Genomic DNA, 20,695 nt, shown 5'->3' on the forward strand with positions numbered 1-20,695 from the left:
AGCACCAAACTGCCCAGGAGTAACAGCAGACCCAATGGCCAAGATGTAACAACTTCTCGACATGTCAGCAAACGCCCTGGTCAATCACAGGTCCAGTTCGCGGCGGATTCTGTCGAGTTCTCCCATTACGTCCTCAAACGCCCGCTCGTAGCTGGCCTCGGCCTTGCGGACCTCGCGCAGCGCCCGGTCGGGGTTCTCCAGCATGCGCATCGGGTTGCCGTGCACGCCGAAGATCTCGGTCAGCAGCTCGTCGGCCTGGCGTTGCAGGTCGGCGGTCGCCGCCGCGATGGCCTCCCTGATCCGCTCCGACAGCTCGGCCGCGCTCAGCCGCATCGCCTTCGGGTGGATGTCCAGGGTGCGCAGCCCCTCCTGGGCGTACTCGACGACGACCAGGTGCCCTTCGTCCTCTCCCCTGCCCACCAGGGCGGACATGGCCTTCTGCAGCTCCTCGGACTTGCTCAGCTGCTCGTCCATGCTGTTCAGGAGCCGGTCCATGTCGATGTTGCCGAAGTCCCCGAAATCCGTCACCGACACCATCCCTCCCATAGGGCACATCGGTGCGAGTTAACCACAATCAGGGCTTCGTGATGTTCACTTCGGGGACGACCCAGTCGAAGTTCTGGTAGCCGGCGGGCAACTGGCCGGGCGCGGCAGGCTCCCGGAAGGAGGGCAGGTTTCTGGCGTCGATCGTGGCCCGGCCGAAGTCGATGGCGGCCGCGCCCTCCGGCAGGACGAAGCCGAACTGGTGCTGCTTCCTGACCAGCGTCCCGAGCACCTGCATGCCGCCCCTGAGCAGCTGCGCCAGCACCCCCGTCATGACAGCGGCGGCGCTGATCATCGCCGTGCCGACGAGGTGCTCCAGGATCATCCCGGCCGCCGCGACCTGCGGGACCGGCGTGATCTTCATCCGCAGGGCCGCGAGCAGCAGCGTGATCCCCGACACGACCGTCGAGCCGATCTGCATCCAGTAGTTGCGGACCCCGGCGGCCACCTCGTCCAGCACGCCGCCGATCTCGCCGAACGAGTTGCGCAGCGCCCCGATCTCCTGGTGGAACAGCGCCTGCACGCGGCCGAACTCCGTCTGGTCGGCGGCGATCCAGCCGGTCCTGGAGGTGGCCAGGATCTGCGGCATGAGGTTCTTGACGCCGTCGTCGAGGCGGGCGCTGATGCCGTACTTCCAGGTGTTGGCCGCCTCGGCCATGGCGAACTCGTCAGCCGCGCCCACCGCCACGATGCCCGCCACGGCCACCAGGTACGGCGAGAACCGGCCGACGCTCCTCAGCAGGTTCAGCACCCTCGTGCTGAGCGACTCCGCGGAGCCGGCGCCGGCGCCGATCGGGCCGAACTTGCCGGTGGCCGGGTTGAGCGGGATCGACGGCGATCGCGGCGGCCCGACGGAGCCGCCCTTGTTGACCGCCCTCAGCAGGGAACCGCCGCCGCCCGAGCCGCCCCGCCCCTTGTTGACGGCCTTGAGGTAGGGGTCGCTCATTTGCGGTACTGGATGATGCTGGCGTCCTCGGCCGCGCGCCAGTTGCGCTCGCAGACGGTCAGCGCGCCGCACCAGCCGTCCAGGGCGTCCTCGGCCTCCGTCATCAGGCCCTCGGCGCGGTCCATGACGCTCCGGTACGTGCCGGCGATGATCATGTTGCCCAGGACGCCGAAGCCCAGGCCGTCCACGGCCGTGAGCGGGACCAGGCCCTTGACGAAGCCGATGATCTCCTTCTTCAGCTCGGACTCCACCCGTTGCCGCGTCTTGCCGATGGTCGCCGAGGTGATATGGATTTCCAGATTCGTTGCCACGACGCCCGATTGTTGCGGCGCTTTGCCCCTGTTTCAGCAGTCCTTGCGCGGTTTTCTTGATCACTTCAGGGACCGGCCAGCCGCCGCTCCCCGTTCGTTAACCTCCGGGCGGTGGCGTGCCGGACATGGACCCCATCGACTTCGACCCCGACGACCTCGACCGCGTGATCAGCGAGAGCGAACGCTCGGTCCGCAACCTGGCCGGCGCGCTGGACGAGCTCAGCCAGGTCACCGGCCAGGGCGAGAGCCGCAGCGGCGCCGTCACCGCTCGCGTGGACGCCGGCGGCCGCCTGGACGGCCTGCGCCTGGCGCCCAGGACGAGCCGCATGGAGCTGGACGAGCTGACCGGCGAGATTCTCCAGGCCGTCCGCGCCGCCCAGGACGACCAGGCGCGCAGGCTCAGGGACGTGCTCCCGCCCACCTCGTTCGGCGGCCTGTCGGCCGAGGCCGTCACCCGGCGCTTCCAGGACCTCCAGGACGGCTTCTCGCGGCAGATGCACGACCGCCTCGACGCCCTGGAGACCATCCGCCGCCGCGCCCTGTCGGACGGCTGAGCCGGTCAACCGGCCAGGCCGCGTACCCAGGCGTAGACCTCCAGCACCCCGAGCGCCAGCGGCACCAGCGCGACGATCAGCGCCCATTCGAGGATGTCGGCGGCCCTCCCCCAGAACGGCGAGGGCCTGCCGCCGGGCAGCCACACCCCCATGCCGACGACCACCATGGCCGCCCACAGCAGCCCGAGCACCACGGCCACCGAGGCCACGCCGCCCACGCCGACCCCGACGGACACGGCCACCGCGCCGAGCGCGGCCAGGCCGACCAGCAGCAGCCAGAGCCGCTGCCCGACGCCCTGGAACACCCGGGCCCGCATGATCTGCGTGAACGCCAGCACCACGGACATCGCCACCGAGATCCACCGGCCGTCCGCGACGAACAGCGCGTGCGCCCCGGCCCCGACCAGCGCGACGCCCACGACCATGCCGGTGGCGTACCGCCGCGCCGCGCCGGTGCGCTCCAGCACCGAGGCGCTGTCGAGCCGCTGGTTGTCGCCGCGCAGCTCCTCGGCGTTGGTGGGCATGACCGGCAGCGGCACGCGGGCCAGCCGGAACGACAACACGGGCACCAGCGGGCTGAGCGCCATCACGACGGCCGCGCCCACGGCCGCCACGCCCGCGGGCGACGCCCCCGTCACCATGACGACGGCCGCGCAGACCGCGCCGGTCATCGAGGCGATGGCCGTGCCGAGGAAGCCCGGCACGCCGTCCGCGATCGCGGTGCCGCCGAGCGTGGCCACCAGCGCGGTGCAGGCCAGGGCCCCGAGCAGTTGCGGCGAACCGACGGTCATCAGCCCGCCGCCGGCCGCCGGGGCCAGCAGCCCGGCCAGGAACGCGTACGGGAGGGCGGCGTACCCGATCAGCGCGCCGGAGCCGGAGTCGCCGACCGCGCGCGAGATGGCCATCCCCACGCCGACGATCAGCAGCGCGAGCGCCCCGGCCACGATCGCGGTCACCATGGGGGTCAGGCCGCCGAAGGCCAGCGCCACGGCGCCGGCGACGAGCAGCCCGCAGGCCGCCCCGCCGCCGAGCCCGCGGGTCAGGTCGGGTGACCACTTGCCCTTGCCCTCGCGCACGCCGGTGGCGACCACGTCGGCGACGTCGTCGAACCTGGTCGGCGGCAGCGACACCGCGCGCGGGCGCAGGTAGAGGATCTCGCCGTCCAGCACGCCCAGCGCGCCAAGGCTCTGTCCCAGGTCGAAGGGCGGGCCGCCGAGCCGCTGAAGCGTCCAGCCGGGCGCGGTGGCGATGTCGCCGCCCAGCTCGCCCATGGCTCTGAGCAGCCCCGGCAGGACGTGCGGCAGCGGGATGTCGGCGGGCAGTGCCAGGTCGGCCTTCCTGCGCGGCCCTACCACCGTCACGTGGCACAGCGGCGGGAGCGGAGCGGGCACCTGGTGCAACGCGCCCTGCTGTGGAGGGGGGATTTCGGCCAGCGATGTCACAAACACAACATAGCGAGACAGAGTTAACTCAGACCTCAACTCGGACGTTAGGCACATCTGGTAAGAAGGTTCTTCCGAGCACCAGAAGGGCCTGTCACAAGGGTGAGCATCGTCGTAGTACGGCGCCCGGAGCGCCGCCCCAGCCCGAAGCCGCCGCGCGGTGAGATCCTGCTGGAGTCCCCACCGGAGATCCCAGAGGTCCAGTCGCAAGGCATGATGGCGGTGCTGACGTACCTGCCGATGGTGGCGGGCGCGGCGGCGATGGGCCTGATGTTCACCGCCGGGGGCACCAACGCCAACCCCATCATGTACGTCGCCAGCGGCCTGTTCGCGTTCTCGATGGTCGGCATGACGGTCGGCCAGATGGGCCGCCAGGCCGGCGAGCGCAAGGCCCGGCTCAACGGCGCCCGCCGCGACTACTTCCGCTACCTGGCGCAGATCCGCAAGAAGGTGCGCAAGGCGGCCATCCAGCAGCGCGAGGCCCTGGAGTGGAGCGGCCCGGCCCCCGACACCCTGTGGTGGACCGCGATGGGCCCGCGCCTGTGGGAGCGCCGCCCCCGCGACGAGGACTTCAGCACCGTACGCCTCGGCACCGGCATCCAGAAGCTGGCCGTCCAGCTCATCCCGCCGGACTCCAAGCCGGTCGAGGACCTGGACGCCCTGTCGGCCGGCGCGCTGCGCCGCTTCATCCGCACCCACTCGACCGTCGAACGCCTCCCGGTCGCCGTCGCGCTGCACTCCTTCTCCCGCATCAAGCTGGACGGCGACCCCGCCCTGGTCCGCGACCTGGTCCGGGCCATGATCGCGCAGATGGCCGTCTTCCACTCCCCCGACGACATGCGGATCATGGTGTGCGCGAGCAAGGAGTGGATGAGCCACTGGGACTGGGTCAAGTGGCTGCCGCACGCGCTGCACCCGGAGGAGACCGACGGCGCCGGCCAGGTCAGGCTCATGGCCGAGAACCTGGCCCAGCTCGACCGCCTGGTGGGCGCGGAGCTGAAGGAGCGGGCCCGCTTCAAGCCGGGCGCCTCGCCGGACGCGCTGCCGTACCACGTGCTCATCCTGGACGGCGGGCACGTGCCGCAGGACTCCCAGCTCGGCGCGGACGCCATCGACGGCGTCACCGTGATCGACCTGTCGAACTCGGCCGGGACCGTCGAGGAGCGCAGCACGCTGCGGCTGCGCATCGACGCCGCCGGCTTCCACATGGTCAAGCTGGACCACGCGGGCCGCGAGAACACCAACCGGCTCGGCGACCCCGACGCGCTGGACTACCTGCGCGCCGAGGGGCTGGCCCGCCAGCTCGCGCCGCTGCGCGCCTCCTCGGCCAAGGGCGGCGACGCCCAGGACGTGCTGGCGGTGAACACGACGCTGACCGAGCTGCTCGGCGTCGGCGACCCCACCCGCCTGGAGCCGTCGGTGACCTGGCGGCCCCGCGCCGGACGGAACCGGCTGCGGGTGCCGATCGGCCTCGGCGCCGACGGCCGGCTGGTCGAGCTGGACATCAAGGAGTCCGCCCAGGGCGGCATGGGCCCGCACGGCCTGGTCATCGGCGCGACCGGCTCGGGCAAGAGCGAGCTGCTGCGCACGCTGGTGCTCGGCCTGGCGGTCACGCACTCCTCGGAGATCCTCAACTTCGTGCTCGTGGACTTCAAGGGCGGCGCGACCTTCCTCGGCCTGGACGGCCTCTCCCACGTCTCCGCGGTCATCACGAACCTGGAGGACGAGCTGCCGCTCGTGGACCGCATGCACGACGCCCTGCACGGCGAGATGGTGCGCCGCCAGGAGCTGCTGCGCGCGGCCGGCAACTACGCCTCCCTGCGCGACTACGAGAGGGCCCGCGAGCAGGGCGCCAACCTGCGTCCGCTGCCCACGCTGTTCGTCATCCTGGACGAGTTCAGCGAGCTGCTGACGGCCAAGCCGGAGTTCATCGACCTGTTCGTGATGATCGGCCGGCTCGGGCGCTCGCTCGGCGTGCACCTGCTGCTGGCCTCGCAGCGGCTGGAGGAGGGACGGCTGCGCGGGCTCGACACGCACCTTTCGTACCGGATCGGTCTGCGCACGTTCTCGGCCATGGAGAGCCGGGTCGTGCTGGGGGTGGCCGACGCCTACGAGCTGCCGTCCGCGCCGGGCAACGGGTACCTGAAGTTCGACACGTCCGGCATGACCCGGTTCAAGGCCGCGTACGTGTCCGGTCCCCACCAGGTCGACCCGCGGCACGTCGCCACCACCGACGGCTCGGTGACGGTCCGGGAGATCGTCGAGTACGGCCCCGACTTCGTGCCCGTCCCGATGGTCGAGGAGCCACCCGAGGACCCCGCTGCGCAGGAGGAGAGCAACAAGGCGCAGCAGAGCCTCCTGGACATCGTCGTCGGCCGCCTGGTGGGCCAGGGGCCGCCCGCGCACCGCATCTGGCTGCCGCCGCTGGCCGAGCCGCCCACGCTGGCGCACCTGCTGCCCCCGCTGACGGTCACGCCCGAGCTGGGGCTGTCCACGGCCGGATGGACCGGCCGCGGGCGGTTGCAGGCCGTGGTGGGGATCATCGACCGGCCGTTCGAGCAGCGGCGGGACCCGTACTGGCTGGACCTGTCCGGCGCGGCCGGGCACGTGGGCGTGGCCGGCGGCCCGCAGAGCGGCAAGAGCACGATCCTGCGCACGCTGATCACCAGCATGGCGCTCACGCACACCCCCCGCGAGGTGCAGTTCTACTGCCTGGACTTCGGCGGCGGCGCGCTGGCCTCGCTGGAGGGGCTGCCGCACGTCGGCGGCGTGGCCTCCAGGCTGGACGCCGACCGGGTGCGCCGCACGGTGGCCGAGATCGCCTCGATCCTGCGCGACCGGGAGCGGGAGTTCACCGAGAACGGCGTCGACTCCATGAGCACCTACCGCAGGCGGGTCGCCGACGGCTCGCTCCAGGGCGACGGCTGGGGCGACATCTTCCTCGTCGTGGACGGCTGGCTGACGATCCGGCAGGACTTCGAGGCCCTGGAGCCGGTCATCACCGACCTGGCGGCGCGCGGCCTCGGCTACGGCATCCACGTGGTGGCGGCCACCGGCAAGTGGTCGGAGTTCCGGCCCGGCATCCGGGACCTGTTCGGCACGCGGGTGGAGCTCAAGCTCGGCGACGCGTACGAGTCCGAGATCAACAGGAAGAAGTCGCTGGCCGTGCCGGAGGGCGTGCCCGGACGCGGCCTGACCAAGGACGGCCTGCACTTCCTCGGCGCGCTGCCCAGGATCGACGGCGTGCAGGACTCCGACGACCTGGCCGCCGGCCTCCAGGGCCTGGTGCAGGCGATCGGGGACTCCTGGCAGGGCCCGCCCGCCAAGCAGGTCAGGCTGCTGCCGTCGGTGCTGCCCGCCGCGTCGCTGCCGGGCGTGGAGGAGACCGGCAAGTCGCGGATCGCGATCGGCGTGGACGAGGCCGCGCTCGCGCCCGTGCTGATCGACTTCGACGCCGACCCGCACTTCGTCGTGGTCGGCGACACCGAGAGCGGCAAGTCCAACATGCTCAAGGTGATCGCCGAGAACGTCGTCGCCCGGCACACGCCGCGCGAGGCCATGATGATCGTGATCGACTACCGCCGGTCGCTGCTGGACACGGCGGTCAGCGAGAACCGCATCGGCTACGCCGCCTCCAGCGCCGCCGCGCTCGAACTGGTCAACGACGCCCGCAACGCCCTGCTCAAGCGCCTGCCGCCGGCCAACCTCACGCCCGAGCAGCTGCGCGCCCGCGACTGGTGGAAGGGCTCCGACCTGTACATCGTGGTCGACGACTACGACCTGGTGGCCACGTCCAACAACCCGCTGCTGCCGCTGGTCGAGCTGCTGCCGCAGGCCCGTGACATCGGCCTGCACCTGATCATGTCGCGGGCCATGGGCGGCCTGGGCCGGGCCATGTTCGACCCGGTGATCCAGCGCATCAAGGACATGGCCAGCCCCGCGGTGATCCTGTCCGGCAGCAGGGACGAGGGCTTCCTGTTCGGCAACGTACGCGCCCAGCCGCAGCCTCCGGGACGCGGTTTCGTGGTGGACAGAAGGTTCGGCTCGCGGCTGGCGCAGACGGCGTTCTGGCCGCCGGCGGAGGAGGAGTGATGGCAGGACTGGACATTCACTTCGAGGCCCTGGACGACTGCCGCATCGCGGCAAAGACCGTGGCGGGCAAGTTCGGCGACCTGGCGGAGAGCTTCCCCGCCGGCGCCGCCGACTCCTCGATCTTCGGCAAGCTGGCCGACTCCGCGGCCCTCGCGACCGCCGTGGACCAGGTGGAGAGCGTCGCCGACCGCGAGTTCGGCAAGGCCAAGAGCCTCGTCCAGAGCGTCGAACGGGCCCTGGACCTGGTGGAGAGCAACGTGCGGAAGGCGAACTCCCCGGCATGAGCGCACCGGAGGCGATCAACGCCCTGCCCGGCGGCCCCACGCTGGCCGCGCTGGCCGGGCAGGTGAGCGGCGACCCGGGCGCGATCCGCGGCATCGCCAAGCGCTGGCGTACGGCGGCGGGCAAGGTGCTCGCCGACTCCGGCCAGCTCGGCAGCGCCGTCACCACCGTGGACCTGGCCTGGGAGGGCGACTCGGCGGACGCGTTCGTCCGCTACATGGGGGACTACGGCAGGGCCGGGCAGGGCCTGCACGACGCGCTCAACTCCTGCGCCGACGCGCTCGACGCCGCCGCCGGCGTGCTGGAGAGCTCCCAGCGCCAGGTGGACGGCATCTGCGACCGCCTGCTCACCCGCGTCCAGAACCACCGGACGGCCAACCCCGACGCCAAGCAGGAGGACCTGGACGCCGAGATCGGCCGCCTGGTCCGCGAGGAGACCGAGAACGCCAGAAAACCGGTCAAGGACGCCAAGGACGCCGTCACCGACGCCAAGAGCGCCATCGGCACGGCGCTGGGCGAGCGCACGACGACCTTCGCCAAGATCAAGGCGGCCGGCGACCAGGAGTTCGTGCCGGACGCCGGGCACCGGTTCGACTGGCGGCGTACCCAGAGCTACACCTCGCCCTATTCGGGCACCGGCGGCAGCCCCATCATCGGCGGCTACGGCTCCAGCGGCCCGCCCCCTCCCGCGGGCGGCGGGCCGGCGCCCACGGGCAAGGTGAAGCAGTGGATCGAGGAGGCCGTCGCCATCCTCAAGGAGCACGGCTACCCGGTCGGGAAGATGAACGTCGACGACATCTGGATGATCATCCAGCACGAGTCCGGCGGGAACCCGCACGCGATCAACCTGTGGGACTCCAACGCCGCCGCCGGACACCCCTCCAAGGGGCTCATGCAGACGATCGACCCGACCTTCAACGCCCACGCCCTGGACGGCCACCGGGACATCTACAACCCGGTGGACAACATCATCGCGGGCGTGCGCTACTCGATCGAGCGCTACGGCAGTGTGTCCGCGGTGCCGGGGGTCGTCGGCATGAAGACCGGCTCCGGCTACCGCGGATACTGAGACCTGGCGCCTGTACGGGGTTCGGACCTCCCGGCCGCAGGAGGCTTCGGATCCATGAGGCGTCCGGCAGGTCATGCCATGCCCGATGGCCCACCAGGGCCACCGGGCATGGCGCAGGAGGTCCTTCCGACCTCGGCTCCGTGTCGGGCCTAGCCGCAGTTCCCCCAGTCCGCACTGGTGTTGCCCGAGCCCGCGCTGCCCGCGTAACGCACGCACTTGCCCTTGGCGGGGAGCTTGACCGGGCCGGCGTAGTACTCGTAGTTGCCGCTGTCGGTGCTGCTCGGGCCGCCCTGCACCTCCAGGGTCGCGCTGACCGGGGTCGCCTTGCCGACGTCGGGGCCGGACTTGAGGGTGACCACGCAGTTCTGACCCGTGCTGCTGCTGTAGAGCTGGTACGTCGTGCCGCCGGCGAACGGCGTCGACCGCTGGACCACGAAGCCGGATCCGCACACCTGCGTCGGCGTGTAGGGGTTCGGCGTCGGCCTGGTCACCGGCGGTGCGGTGGTCTTGGCAGGCTCCGGCGCCCGGGTAGGCCTCGCGGGGTTGGGCTCCGGCGCCTTCGTGGGCGTCTGGGTCGGCGCAGCCTGGATGGGCTTCTCGGTCGGCTTCTCGGTCGGCTTCTCCGTGGGCTTCTGCGTCGGCTCCTCGGTCGGCTTCTGCGTCGGCTTCTCCGTGGGCTTCTGCGTCGGCTCCTCGGTCGGCTTCTCGGTCGGCTTCTCCGTGGGCTTCTGCGTCGGCTTCTGGGTGGGCGTCTCGGTCGGCTGCTGCGTCTGCGTCGCAGAGGGGGTCGGGGTGACCGTCCGGGTGACCGTGGCCGTCGGCTCGGGCTCCTTGGTGGTCTTCCGCTCCTGCACGGTCGGCTGGATCGTCGGCACCGTCAGCTGCTGGGTCGCCGTCGGCGTCGGCACCGTGGTCAGCACCGGCACCTGCGGGGTGTCGGCGGAGGTGTCGTCGTCCGGCAGCACCAGCGGGCCCACGCCGTCGTCGTCGGGGGACGGCGTGGTCGCCCAGGGGGCGGTGACCTCGGGCTGGGGCTGCGTGGGCACGGTGGTGACCGCCTTCTGGGCCGCCGCCGCCGCGCCCGAGCTGGGCGACGCCGAGCCCGCCGCAGCGGCGGGCTCGAAGGTGACGCTGGAGGAGTAGCGGCTCGCGCCCCACAGGCCGATCGCCGACAGCAGCATGACCGCGACCACACCGGCGACCAGGCCGATGGGGAACGGCTTGCGCGCCGGTCCGGTGCTGCCCGCACCGGCCATCGCGGGCTGCGCCGGCTCCACGGGCGGGTTCTGCGGTCCGGACGGCGGCCCCCAGGCGGCCTGCACGGGCACCGGCGGGTACTGCACCGGGACGCCCTGCACCGGCTCGTCGTTCACGGGAAGGTGCTGCATGGGGCCGGGCTGCATGGGGCCGGGCTGCATGGGCTCATGCCCCATCGGGCCCTGCGGCGGCACACCGGGCACGAACGGGCCGGGCTGCATCGGGTCGTGCGCCATCGGGCCGTTGGGGATCGGGCCGTTCGCCATCGGGCCCGGCTGCATCGGGCCGTTCGGGATCGGGGCGCCCTCGATGGCCAGGGGCAGCACCGGGGGCTGGCCCGGCACGGGCGGCTGGCCCGGGACCGGAGGCTGGCCCGGCACGGGCGGCTGGCCGTCGACCAGGGTGACGAGCTCCGCCGGGTCGGACGACGCCATCGGCGACGGCGGCATCTGCACCGGCACGCCCTCGATCGGCGCCGCCGGCATGGGGGCCTTGTCGTCCCCCAGCAGGCGCAGCAGCGCCGTGTACGTCGTGGGCCGCCCGGACACGTCCTTGGACAGCGCCGCGAGGACCGTCTGGCGCAGCGGATCGGGCAGCCCGTCCACCTTGGGCTCGTCCGTGAGCACGGCGTGCGCGTCCTGGCCGAACGGCGCGGAGCCGGTGGCAGCGAACACCACGGTCGCCGCCCAGGCGAAGACGTCGGCGTAGGGCCCGTACTGCAGGCCGTTGAGCTGCTCGGGGGCGCGGTAGCCGACCTCGCCGGCCGGGTCGCCGATCTCGATGTCGGTGACGCGCAGCCCCTCGCCGGTGAGGATCACGTTGTCGGGGGTGAGCCCTCGGTGCGCGAATCCGGCCAGGTGCACCGCGGTCAGCGCGGTGAGCATGCCGACCGCCACGCGTTCGAGCGCGTCGCCGGTCAGCGGGCCGTCGGCGGCGACGGTCTCGGCCAGCGAACGTCCCTCGACGTGCTCACGTACGACGTAGAGCAGGCCGTCCTGGACGCCGGCGTCGAGCGTGCGGGCCACGTACGAGCTGGACACCCGGCTGACGTCCTTGAGCCGGGTCACGAAGTCCGGGTCGGCCGCGGGGTCCACGGTCAGCGTCTTGATGGCGACCGGATCGGCGTCCTCGGACTCCTTGCCCAGATGAACGGCGCCACGCGGGCCCTGTCCCAACAGGCTCACGATCTCGTGATCGCCGATCCGCTCCGGTACTGCTGCCTGGGGGGAGTCCTTCTCCACCATGACCGTCCTTTCAGGAGTCCGTCATGATCAGAGACATTTAACCAAATAAGCCCCATAAGCATCAGCAGTTTCGGGCGGCCACTCTTACAGTTAACCGTCAATTCTCCCGATATCCGGCGGCGAGCCGGGCCGCCAGCGCCGTCTGCGTCCCATGGGCACGAACACCCAGGCCGCCAACGCCACCCCGACCAGCGAGAACCCGCCCGCCGCGACCACCGTCGCGACCTCCATCGACCGCTGGTCCGGCGGCACGGCCTTGCGCACGACGGTCGCGGGCAGCGGCGGCGGCACCGGCGGCGCCACGGCCACCTGCTCCGACGGCAGCACCGCGGTCACCGCGAGCAGCGGGTTCACCATCCCGGCGCCGGTGCCCGTCCCGGACGCGCCGTCGGCGGTCAGCGTGATGCGCCTGCGCACCTGGAGCTGCGTCAGCCCGGGATGCCGCGCGCGGACGAGCGCGACCACGCCCGTCACGTACGGGGCGGCGTAACTGGTGCCCTTCAGGGCGGACTGGTACCCCTTGAGCGGCCAGGTCGAGCTGACGCCCTCCCCCGGCCCGAGCACGGCGACCGCGTTGGGGTTGGAGAACGTCGAGCGCCCGCCGTCCGGGGTCGCCGAGCCCACCGACAACACCCCGTCGTACGCGGCGGGGTAGGAAGGGGTCGAGGTGCCGTCGTCGTTGGACAGGTTGCCGGCGGCGGCGACGATCACCACGTCCCGCTCCAGCGCGTAGTCGACGGCCGCCTTCAGGTCGGGGGTGTTGGAGGCCTCGACGGAGACGTTGATCACGTCGGCGTGCTCGTCCACGGCCGTCTTGATGGCCTTGGACAGCAGGCCCACGTCGCCCCTGTCGCCGGTGACGTACTTGATCGACAGCAGGCTCACGCCGGGGGCGACGCCGTGGAAGGGGATGTCCTTGCGCGGCTGGCCGGCGATGAGCCCGGCGACCGCCGTGCCGTGGCCGACGCAGTCGCGAAAGCCGGTGTTGGTGAGGTCGGCCTTGCCGCCCAGCCGGATCTGGGGGTGGGTCTCGTCCACGCCGCTGTCGATGACGGCGACCGTGACGCCCCGGCCCGTGGTCAGCGGCCACACCTTCTCCGCGTTGACCCGCCGCTGCGCCCAGGTCTCGGCGATCGCCATGGTGGCCTTCTTGGGCGTGCACCGCACGGGCGCGGCCTGCGCCGGCGCCGCCGCGAACTGCAGGGCGAGCACGCTCGCCGCCAAGGCGCGACCAATCATGGAGAAAGAGCGTAGCCTGTCCGATCCGGGAGGAAAGCTCCCCTCACGACGGAAGAAGCCCCGGCGGCGGGCCAGGGCCCCTGTCCGTGCTCACTGCGTGGCGGACTCGATGTTCCGCTGGTACGTGCCGATGACCCGGGAAGCCTCCTGCAGCTCCTCGGTCATGCGCTGGAAGGCCGTGCGGTAGTTCTGCCAGGCCTGACTGAAACGCTGGGCTCCGGGGCCCGTCCACGCGGTGCCGACCTTGGCCGCCTCGCGGTCGAGCGCGGTCATGATGGTGCGGAGCGCCTCTGACTGCTGCGTGAACTGGCTGGCCATCTGCTGCATTTCCGCGGGGTTGCCGCCGAGCATACTCTGGCTCATGCATACCTCCTGGAACTGGTGAAAGCGCCCTCACCATAAAGCGGGCCACCGCCCGTCGCCCCCGTTATGCCGAGCGGCTATGGTCGTCCAGAGGATTATTCGGATCTAAAGGAGTGATCCACTCATGCGCGAGGTCGTGGTGACGGGTGGCGGCACCGGCATCGGTTACGCGATCGCCGAGGCGTTCGCCGCCCTCGGCGACCGCGTCACGATCACCGGCCGGCGCGAGCACGTGCTGAAGGAGGCCGCCGCGCGGCTGGGGGCGGCGTACGTGCCGTTCGACGCCGCGAGCCCGGCCGCCGTCCAGGGCGCACTCGACAGCCTGCCCGCCCACGTGGACGTCCTGGTCAACAACGCCGGGGGCAACACGAACCTGGAACGCGACCAGTCCGGCGACCTGGCGGACGTCGCCGGGGCGTGGCAGGCCAACCTCAACGCCAACCTGCTGTCCGCCGTGCTGGTCACGACCGCGCTCGCGCCGCGCATGGGCGAGGGCGGCCGGATCGTCTCCATCGGCTCGATCGCCGCGCGCGGCACCGGGTCCGGCTCGTACGGCGCCGCCAAGGCCGCCGTCGAGTCCTGGACCGCCGACCTGGCCGCCGAGCTGGGCCCCCGGGGCATCACCGCCAACGTCGTGGCTCCCGGCCTGGTGATGGAGACCGAGTTCTTCCGCGGCAGGCTCACCGAGGAGGGCATCAGGGCCCGCGTGCAGAACACGCGTAACGGCCGCCCTGGCACCCCCTCCGACGTGGCCGATACCGTTCTCTTCCTGGCATCCGCGGGAGCCGGGCACATGACGGGGCAGGTGCTGCATCTGAACGGCGGCGCGTACCTCGGCCGCTGAGCACTCATGAGGACCACGAGGACCACGAGGACCACGAGGAAGGGACGAAGGTCGGTGCGGAAGGTTCTGATCGCCAATCGCGGCGAGATCGCCGTACGGGTGGCCCGCGCGTGCACGGACGCGGGGATCGGCAGCGTGGCCGTCTACGCCGACCAAGACATCGACGCCCTGCACGTCAGGGTGGCCGACGAGGCGTACGCGCTGGGCGGGCAGTCCCCCGCCGAGACCTACCTCGACATCGCCAAGCTGCTCGACGTCGCCGCGCGCTCCGGCGCCGACGCCGTCCATCCCGGCTACGGCTTCCTGGCCGAGAACGCCTCGTTCGCCGAGGCCGTCATCGAGGCCGGCCTCACCTGGATCGGGCCGCCCCCGGCCGCCATCGCCGCGCTGGGCGACAAGGTGCAGGCCAGGCACATCGCGCAGAAGGTCGGCGCGCCGCTGGTGGCCGGCACCAAGGACCCGGTCTCCGGCGCGGAGGAGGTCGTGGCCTTCGCCGAGAAGCACGGGCTGCCGATCGCGATCAAGGCCGCGTACGGCGGCGGCGGCCGCGGCATCAAGGTCGCGCGCAGGCTGGAGGAGGTCGCCGAGCTGTACGAGTCCGCCGTGCGCGAGGCCGTGGCCGCCTTCGGCAGGGGCGAGTGCTTCGTCGAGCGTTACCTCGACCGTCCCCGGCACGTCGAGACCCAGTGCCTGGCCGACCACGCGGGCAACGTGGTCGTGGTCAGCACCCGCGACTGCTCGCTCCAGCGCCGCCACCAGAAGCTGGTGGAGGAGGCGCCCGCGCCGTTCCTGTCGCCGGAGCAGATCGACATCCTCTACACCAGCTCCAAGGCCATCCTGAAGGAGGCCGGCTACGTCGGCGCCGGCACCTGCGAGTTCCTCGTCGGCCAGGACGGCACGATCTCCTTCCTGGAGGTCAACACCCGCCTGCAGGTCGAGCACCCGGTGAGCGAGGAGGTCGCGGGCGTCGACCTGGTGCGCGAGATGTTCCGGATCGCCGACGGCGAGCTCCTGGGCTACGACGACCCGGCCCTGCGCGGCCACTCGATCGAGTTCCGGATCAACGCCGAGGACGCCGGCCGCAACTTCCTGCCCGCCCCCGGCACGCTGACCGCCATGCGCGCCCCGGCCGGGCCCGGCGTCCGCCTCGACTCGGGCTACGAGGCCGGGATGACGGTGCCGCAGACGTTCGACTCGCTGGTGGCCAAGCTGATCGTGACCGGGCGCACCCGTCACGAGGCCCTCGACCGGGCCCGGCGGGCGCTGGCCGAGTTCGAGATCGACGGCATGCCGACGGTGCTGCCCTTCCACCGGGCGGTCGTGACCGACCCGGCGTTCACGTCGGAGCCGTTCGCCGTGCACACGCGGTGGATCGAGACCGAGTGGGACAACCCGGTCGAACCGTACGCGGGCGAGGTGGCCACCGCGCCGGCCGCGCCGGCGGCGCGCGAGACGGTGACGGTCGAGGTCGGCGGCAAGCGCCTTGAGGTGGTGCTCCCGGCCGGGCTCGGCATGGCCGGGCCCGCGCCCGCCGCGGCCAAGGCGCCGCGCCGTTCCGGCGGCGCGCGCAAGCACGCGACGGCCGGCGGCGACGCGCTGGTCAGCCCGATGCAGGGCACGATCGTCAAGGTCGTCGCGAACGACGGCGACGTGGTGAGCGAGGGCGACACGGTCGTGGTGCTGGAGGCCATGAAGATGGAGCAGCCGCTGACGGCCCACAAGTCGGGCACCGTCACGGGCCTGTCGGCCGCCGTCGGCCAGACCGTCACGTCGGGCGCCACGATCTGCGAGATCAAGGACGCCTGAGCCCGCTCCCCTGTGCCTGCGCGCCGTCGCAGGCAGGTAACGTGCCCAGTGAGGAACTTTGCCGACCGCCCGTTCGTCCTCATGGGCGAAGGAGGCTTGCTGCCAATGACCCATTCGCTGCGCCGAGCAGGGGCCGCGATCGCGGCTCTGATCGCCGGGCTGTTCGTCGTTCTCACGCTGTCCCCTGCCGCCAACGCGGCGGCGGCGCCACCTGACGCACAGACTGTGGTGCAAAACTGGAAGAAGGCCCCGCTCTACGTGGTGTCGGGCTCCCCCTTGAGCTCCAGCCAGCAGAGTGACATCAACGACGCGCTGAAGGACGCCGACAGCAAGATCTACGCTGTCGCGCTGCCCGACGGCACCTTTGACAACTCCACCGTCGGGCCGTACCTGTCGTCGCTGGGCAAGGCGCTGGTCGAGGCCGGTCGCCCCCGGGTGACGGTGGTGGTGTTCGACGGCGAGACGATGTTCGCCGGGTCCAACGCCCTGCGGAACAACCTCGCCGGCCAGCTGGTCAAGCTCTCGGTGGACGCCAACTCGGGCGACATCGTCGCGGGCGTGAAGGACTTCGCGAACCGGGTCGACGCGGCGGGCAAGAACGACCGCAGCGGCGCCCTCAGCCCCAGCAGCCAGGCCAACCCCGGCGCCGGCGGCCAGTTCGCGCTGGTGGCCCTGCTCGGCCTGCTGGTGGTCGGCGGTGGCGGCTACTTCCTCTACTCCAAGAACAAGAAGAAGAAGCGCGCCATCCAGGAGGCCAAGGACCTCGCCGCGGTCAAGCAGACCGTGGAGGAGGACGTCACCAAGCTGGGCGAGGAGATCACCGAGCTCGACACCGACGTCACCCTCGCCGGCCAGGGCGGCGGGCACATCACCGAGTGGCAGCAGGCGCTCGACTCCTACGAGAAGGCCAAGGTCCAGCTCAACGCGGTCCAGCGGCCCGACCAGGTCCGCGAGGTCACCCAGACCCTTGAGGACGGCCGTTACGCGCTGGCCGTGGTGAAGGCCAAGGTCAACAACCAGCCGATCCCCGAGCGGCGCGCTCCCTGCTTCTTCAACCCGCAGCACGGCCCGTCGGCCCGTGACGTGCGCTGGGCCCCGCCCGGCGGCGCGGTGCGCGACGTGCCGGCCTGCGCGATGGACGCCGAGGCCGTCGAGCGCGGCTTCGACCCGCAGATGCGCGAGGTCATGGTCGACGGTCACCGTCGCCCCTACTACGACGCGGGCCCGGCCTACCAGCCGTACGCCTACGGCTACTACGGCGGCTTCGGCGACATCATGACCGGCATGTTCATCGGCACGATGATGGGCAGCATGTTCCACGGCGGCTGGGGCGGCGGCGGCTACGGCGCCGGCTACGCCGAGGGCTACCAGGACGGCGGCGGCGGCGACCTCGGCGGCGGTGACTTCGGCGGCGGAGGCGACTTCGGCGGCGGAGGCGGCGGCTGGGGCGACTTCGGCGGCGGCGGCGACTTCGGTGGCGGTGACTTCGGCGGCGGCGACTGGTAAACCCCTGCGCCGACCCTGACGGGCGCGCCCTCCCTTTCCGGGGGGCGCGCCCTTTTCGCGTTCCGGTGTCAACCTTCCCGGCCCGCTTCCGCGTTGAGGCCAGGTGAGTGATCCATGCCGCTGATCCAGACCACGTACGAGGAGATGGGCTGGGTGAACCGCCTGGGCGCACGTCCGTAGCGGCCTGCGGTCAGGGGAGCCGGCCTGGTTCGTCCACCACGCCCGCCGCCAGGTCGGCGCTCGCGTAGAACGTGCCCTTGCGGGCCAGCACCTCGCCGCCGAGGACCTCGTCCTGGAGGTTGTCCACGCGCCTGCCGAGGAAACGGTAGGTCGCGGCGTCCAGCACCAGGTACGACCGCGAGACGATCCGCCCCTGCGCGTCCCGCGTCGACCCGCCGGGGACGGAACCGGCCGGCTCGTAGGCGACGCCGATCCCCGCCCGGCCCGCCGCGTCCCGTACGCCGAGGTCCACCCGCACTCCGGGCAGCTCGGCGAGCGCGCGGAAGACGGCGGCCTCGACCCGCGGCGGCATGGGGACGCCCGCGTCGAGGTAGACCGACAACACGCGGAACGCCCGCGCGTCCGGCTGCTCGGCGTCCGCGCCCTTCGGCGAGGTCGACCAGTGCCGGTCGCCCCTGACGTGGTCCAGCAGCGCGGCGGGATCGGTGGGCAGGTCGGCGAACTTGGCCGCGTACTGCCGGGGTGTCAGGTCGTCGTCGCCCGGGTCGGGGGTGATGTCCTGGAATTCCAGGGGGCCGCCGTTCTGGCGGAGGGCCTGGCGGGTGCCGTCGTACCGGGTCCAGTATTCCTGGACCGTGCCTCGCTCCTCGCCGGGCTGCTTGACCAGGTCCTTCCGGTACAACCACTGGTCAGGCCGCGGCTCGTGGCGCCGGCGGCGTCCCTCGGCCACCAGTGCGGCTTGGCGCAGCACGGTCTCGGCCCGTACCGGCATGGTGGTCACGGCGTCCGGCTGGGGCGGGGCCGGGGTGTGGGAAGCGTTCACCGCCACGACGACGGCGGCGGCTGTCGCGGCGGCCAGCAGCGACGGCACCGCCCAGAACCGGCGCCGCCTCCGGGCCGGGGCTCGGCCCGACGCCGGGGCGAGGGCTCGGGCGCGCACGGCGCGCAGGCGGTCGGCGTCGGGTTCGGGGGCGTCCGCGCGCAGCTCGCGCAGGAGCGTGAGGTCATCGTCCACGGCCGGGATCCTCCTCGTCGGTGTCGTAGAGGGCTGACGGGTCGATGCCGCCGAGGGCCGCCCGGGTCTTCCTCCTGGCGCGGTGCAGGCGCGACCGCACGGTCCCGATCGGGACGCCGAGCGCGCGGGCGACCTCCTCGTAACTGAGGTCCGCCCAGGCGATCATCAGCAGCACCTCGCGGTCCGGCGGCGACAGCGTCGCGAGCGCCCCCGCCAGCTCGCGGTGCGCCGCCCCGGCCGACACGCGGGCCGCCACCCGGTCGGCGTAGCTCTCGGCCACCGCGTCGAGGCCCGTCCTGGCCAGGGCGCGGTAGGCCCTGGTCTCGGTACGGCGGTGCTTGCCGATCAGGTTGGCGGCGATGCCGTACAGCCAGGGGCGGGCGTCGCGGTGGGCGGTGTCGTAGCGGGCGATACGGCGGAAGGCGTCCAGGAACGTCTCGGCCACGATGTCGTCGGCCAGCGAATCGCCCAGGCGGCGGGTGACATATCTGTGGAGCGCGGGGGCGTGCCGGTCGTACAACGCCGAGAAGGCGGCGGGGTCGCTGCGGGCACGTCTGATCACCTCCGCGTCGTCCACCTCGGTGTCCTGCGTCAAACTCTTGGCTCCGTTCTTCGGACTGAACACCCCCTTTCACCCGATGACTCGGATCCGGTTCTCGTACAGGCCACGAAGGGCTTCGCCGATGGGCGCGCTTCGCGCGACGCGGGCTCAGGCTGCGTCCATGTGGGGGGCAAGCCCCCACACCCCCCAGCGGGGACCTACCGGTCCCCGCACCCCTCGGACGAACCCGACTCCGAAGCGACAGACGCCTGCCTCAGATGTTGAATTCGCCCTGGTTGGCGCCATGCAAGAACGCCTGCCACTCCGCAGGCGTGAAGATCAGCGCCGGGCCCTGCGGGTTCTTGCTGTCACGGACGGCGATGATCCCCGGGAGGTTGGTCGCGACCTCGACACACTGCCCGTTGTCGCCGCTGGCGCTGGACTTACGCCATTCCGCTCCGCGGAGGTCTACTGGGTCCATTTTTTGATCGCATCCTCAATCGCCCGTGGTGTGACGTTCTTCGGCTGTGCGTCCGCTCTGATGGTGTCATACCTCTGCCTGAGACGCCGGACCGCGTCGTGATCTCCAGTGACATGACCGGAGAGGACCGAGTCGGCGGAGACCACCTCCGCACCGTCACGCAACCGCGCCAGCGCGAACGCGCTCATGGTGCCCGCCACGCAACCGGCGGCAACCGACACCAGCTGGATGGTGATGCGGGGATGGCAGGTGAGATCCAGCAGGTAGCGGAGCTGTTCCGCCAGGACTTCGCGGCCTCCGATCGGGCGGTGCAGGACTCCTTCGTCGATGAGCGCGAGGAAGGCCGGAGGGCAATCGCTGTCGAAGATTCTCATGCGCCGGATGCGGGCCTGAACTCGCTCTTCGACGCGATCCGGCGGGGTGGCGGCGGAGAAGATCGCGCGGGCATAGCCGGCGGTCTGCAGGATGCCGGGGATCAACAGCGGATCCCAGGACTGCAGGATGACGGCTTGCGGTTCGATCTCCTCGACCCACCGTGCGAACCAGCCCAGAGCGGGCGACTGGGAGATGCGTTCGTGGAGGCCGGTGAAATGGCCGTCGGTGCCGAACGCCTTGTCCACCTCGCGCGCGAACTCCAGCGTGGGAACCCGGCGGCCTTTCTCGACATGGCTGACGAGCGATTCATGACAGAGAATGCGCAATGCGAGCGCGGATTGTGTCATTCGAGCCGCTTTACGGCGCTCCGCGAGGTCGCGGGCAAAACGCGCCCTGGGCGACAAATGGTCGCCAACATCGACAGTCATGACTTCTCCGCAGGTCAGGAGCAAGGGGATGGCTTCACGGCAGGCTACTGCGACATTCTTCCGACAATCAATACAGAGCGGGTGTAGCGCTTTGTCGGACGAGTTTCGCCAGCCCGGTGCACCACGGAAGCATGTAACCGTTCATGCTTGATCCGGGCGACAGTGTTTCTGTCGCGA

18 protein-coding genes are annotated in these 20,695 nt (G+C 71.6%); 7 read left to right on the plus strand and 11 right to left on the minus strand.

Translation table 11 applies throughout. The features are described from left to right. Nucleotides 1-84: 84 nt before the first annotated feature. The 3 genes from ACFYUV_RS14945 to ACFYUV_RS14955 are packed head-to-tail and all read right to left on the minus strand — an operon-like array spanning nt 85 to nt 1,800. Entirely contained in the window at nt 85-528 is a 444-nt protein-coding gene (locus ACFYUV_RS14945) for a YbaB/EbfC family nucleoid-associated protein (RefSeq protein ID WP_387668986.1), read from the minus strand. A 46-nt stretch (nt 529-574) separates the two neighbouring features. Beyond that, complete coding sequence (locus ACFYUV_RS14950) at nt 575-1,489, minus strand: WXG100 family type VII secretion target (RefSeq protein WP_387668989.1); 915 nt, start codon at nt 1,487-1,489, stop codon at nt 575-577. Then, the gene (locus tag ACFYUV_RS14955; RefSeq protein WP_387668991.1) at nt 1,486-1,800 is read right to left on the minus strand and encodes a hypothetical protein; all 315 of its coding nucleotides are present in this window, start codon (nt 1,798-1,800) and stop codon (nt 1,486-1,488) included. Before ACFYUV_RS14955 ends, ACFYUV_RS14950 begins: the two co-directional genes overlap by 4 nt. A gap of 125 nt (nt 1,801-1,925) precedes the next feature. Here ACFYUV_RS14955 and ACFYUV_RS14960 point away from each other — a divergent pair, with 125 nt between their 5' ends. After that, nucleotides 1,926-2,354, plus strand: coding sequence for a YbaB/EbfC family nucleoid-associated protein (locus ACFYUV_RS14960; RefSeq protein ID WP_387668993.1), 429 nt, complete (start codon nt 1,926-1,928; stop codon nt 2,352-2,354). Nucleotides 2,355-2,359: 5 nt separating this feature from the next. Here ACFYUV_RS14960 and eccD read toward each other — a convergent pair whose 3' ends face one another. Continuing rightward, nucleotides 2,360-3,715: a type VII secretion integral membrane protein EccD gene (gene eccD / locus ACFYUV_RS14965; RefSeq protein WP_387668995.1), complete on the minus strand. Its 1,356-nt coding sequence runs from the start codon at nt 3,713-3,715 to the stop codon at nt 2,360-2,362. 183 nt (nt 3,716-3,898) lie between these two features. On the opposite strand from eccD, the gene eccCa reads away from it, so the two are divergent. From eccCa to ACFYUV_RS14980, 3 genes are read left to right on the plus strand one after another with little or no spacing between them, the layout of a single operon-like run. Next, entirely contained in the window at nt 3,899-7,888 is a 3,990-nt protein-coding gene (eccCa, locus tag ACFYUV_RS14970) for a type VII secretion protein EccCa (protein ID WP_387668998.1), read from the plus strand. After that, entirely contained in the window at nt 7,888-8,172 is a 285-nt protein-coding gene (locus ACFYUV_RS14975; RefSeq protein WP_358282484.1) for a hypothetical protein, read from the plus strand. The genes eccCa and ACFYUV_RS14975 overlap by 1 nt, the downstream gene beginning before the upstream one ends. Continuing rightward, a complete protein-coding gene (locus tag ACFYUV_RS14980; protein ID WP_387669000.1) occupies nt 8,169-9,239 on the plus strand; it encodes a transglycosylase SLT domain-containing protein in 1,071 nt (356 codons plus the stop codon). The genes ACFYUV_RS14975 and ACFYUV_RS14980 overlap by 4 nt, the downstream gene beginning before the upstream one ends. A gap of 149 nt (nt 9,240-9,388) precedes the next feature. Here the strand turns inward: ACFYUV_RS14980 and ACFYUV_RS14985 are convergent, their stop codons facing one another. The 3 genes from ACFYUV_RS14985 to ACFYUV_RS14995 form a co-directional block, all read right to left on the minus strand. After that, entirely contained in the window at nt 9,389-11,680 is a 2,292-nt protein-coding gene (locus ACFYUV_RS14985; RefSeq protein ID WP_387669003.1) for a protein kinase, read from the minus strand. Between the two features lie 150 nt (nt 11,681-11,830). Continuing rightward, nucleotides 11,831-12,979, minus strand: coding sequence for a S8 family serine peptidase (locus ACFYUV_RS14990; protein WP_387669005.1), 1,149 nt, complete (start codon nt 12,977-12,979; stop codon nt 11,831-11,833). A 90-nt stretch (nt 12,980-13,069) separates the two neighbouring features. Continuing rightward, entirely contained in the window at nt 13,070-13,342 is a 273-nt protein-coding gene (locus ACFYUV_RS14995) for a WXG100 family type VII secretion target (protein ID WP_352326956.1), read from the minus strand. Between the two features lie 124 nt (nt 13,343-13,466). Here ACFYUV_RS14995 and ACFYUV_RS15000 point away from each other — a divergent pair, with 124 nt between their 5' ends. The 3 genes from ACFYUV_RS15000 to ACFYUV_RS15010 all read left to right on the plus strand — a co-directional run bounded on the left by ACFYUV_RS15000 (nt 13,467) and on the right by ACFYUV_RS15010 (nt 17,498). Further along, complete coding sequence (locus ACFYUV_RS15000; RefSeq protein ID WP_387669007.1) at nt 13,467-14,186, plus strand: SDR family NAD(P)-dependent oxidoreductase; 720 nt, start codon at nt 13,467-13,469, stop codon at nt 14,184-14,186. 54 nt (nt 14,187-14,240) lie between these two features. Then, on the plus strand, nt 14,241-15,992 hold the full coding sequence (locus ACFYUV_RS15005) for an acetyl/propionyl/methylcrotonyl-CoA carboxylase subunit alpha (RefSeq protein ID WP_387669010.1): 1,752 nt from the start codon (nt 14,241-14,243) through the stop codon (nt 15,990-15,992). Nucleotides 15,993-16,097: 105 nt separating this feature from the next. Further along, nucleotides 16,098-17,498: a hypothetical protein gene (locus ACFYUV_RS15010; protein ID WP_387669012.1), complete on the plus strand. Its 1,401-nt coding sequence runs from the start codon at nt 16,098-16,100 to the stop codon at nt 17,496-17,498. A gap of 190 nt (nt 17,499-17,688) precedes the next feature. Here the strand turns inward: ACFYUV_RS15010 and ACFYUV_RS15015 are convergent, their stop codons facing one another. The 4 genes from ACFYUV_RS15015 to ACFYUV_RS15030 all read right to left on the minus strand — a co-directional run bounded on the left by ACFYUV_RS15015 (nt 17,689) and on the right by ACFYUV_RS15030 (nt 20,518). Beyond that, nucleotides 17,689-18,693 carry a CU044_5270 family protein gene (locus ACFYUV_RS15015; RefSeq protein WP_387669014.1) on the minus strand — a complete coding sequence of 335 codons (1,005 nt, stop codon included), beginning with the start codon at nt 18,691-18,693 and terminating at the stop codon, nt 17,689-17,691. After that, entirely contained in the window at nt 18,683-19,288 is a 606-nt protein-coding gene (locus ACFYUV_RS15020; protein ID WP_387669017.1) for an RNA polymerase sigma factor, read from the minus strand. Before ACFYUV_RS15020 ends, ACFYUV_RS15015 begins: the two co-directional genes overlap by 11 nt. A gap of 220 nt (nt 19,289-19,508) precedes the next feature. Continuing rightward, nucleotides 19,509-19,715, minus strand: a complete 207-nt coding sequence (locus ACFYUV_RS15025; RefSeq protein ID WP_387669019.1) for a DUF397 domain-containing protein — start codon at nt 19,713-19,715, stop codon at nt 19,509-19,511. Further along, nucleotides 19,703-20,518 carry a Scr1 family TA system antitoxin-like transcriptional regulator gene (locus tag ACFYUV_RS15030; protein WP_387669021.1) on the minus strand — a complete coding sequence of 272 codons (816 nt, stop codon included), beginning with the start codon at nt 20,516-20,518 and terminating at the stop codon, nt 19,703-19,705. Before ACFYUV_RS15030 ends, ACFYUV_RS15025 begins: the two co-directional genes overlap by 13 nt. Nucleotides 20,519-20,695 lie beyond the last annotated feature (177 nt).

It is taken from the genome of Nonomuraea sp. NPDC003560, from assembly GCF_042878785.1.
GTDB lineage: Bacteria > Actinomycetota > Actinomycetes > Streptosporangiales > Streptosporangiaceae > Nonomuraea.